The 806-nt window shown below is 56.5% G+C and carries 1 pseudogene; it reads right to left on the minus strand.

The window, feature by feature from the left end:
* Positions 1-806, minus strand: a pseudogene (locus tag HMPREF2604_RS01355) (DDE-type integrase/transposase/recombinase); the annotation flags it as partial.

Genomic DNA, 806 nt, shown 5'->3' on the forward strand with positions numbered 1-806 from the left:
TCTTCCAGGATTGGTTTGTTGGCATGTTTGCCCATTGACAGCACGTTTCGGCAGGACTGGTATGCCTGGGCCGGGATGGCTTTCGCCGCGATGAGTTCTTCGATGACCTTGCGTGTTGCCGGGCCGGTTTTGCTGGCTTCGCGGTAAAAGTAGTCGCTTGTCCACAGTCCACGGGTGGAGTCCATCCCAGATGGAATGTGCTCGTAGTCAGTGACATAGGCCCCACGCTTATGTGAAACCCGGTGGGTTGCCACGGTTGCCCCTTGGTCAAAGACGGTCAACATCTGGCCGGTGATGCGCACATCGACAGTGCGGCCAACAAGCTGGTGCGGAACGGAGTAGCGCACTGTTGCAACCGTGACATGGAAATCCGGGGCCACTTTTGCCCGTTTCCACTCGGTGTGTTGCCACGGGGTTGCCGGCAGATCCGCAAGCAGATGCTGTTCGTACTCTTCAAAGAGATCCCTGCGGCTTGACTGCTGGCTGCGAAACGGCACGGAGGCGTTGATTGCGTCGACGACGCCCACAATCTTTTCGTTGAGCTCGTCCAAATCAACACACTGGTGGCTATTAACCGCGTGGATGACTTTGTGTGTGACGATCTTTACCGCAGCTTCCACATTTGCTTTATCCTTCGGACGACGCGCGCGTGTGGGAAGTGCTGCTGTGTTGTAGTGCTCCAAGAACTGCTGGTAGGTGTCGTTGACCTTCCGATTCCTATCGGCAGTGCTGATCGCATTCGACGCCGTCGACGCGTTATCTGGGACAACAACCTGGCAGACCCCACCGAAGTAGTCAAACGCTTG

Source organism: Corynebacterium sp. HMSC055A01 (genome assembly GCF_001809405.1).
GTDB classification, from domain to species: domain Bacteria; phylum Actinomycetota; class Actinomycetes; order Mycobacteriales; family Mycobacteriaceae; genus Corynebacterium; species Corynebacterium hesseae.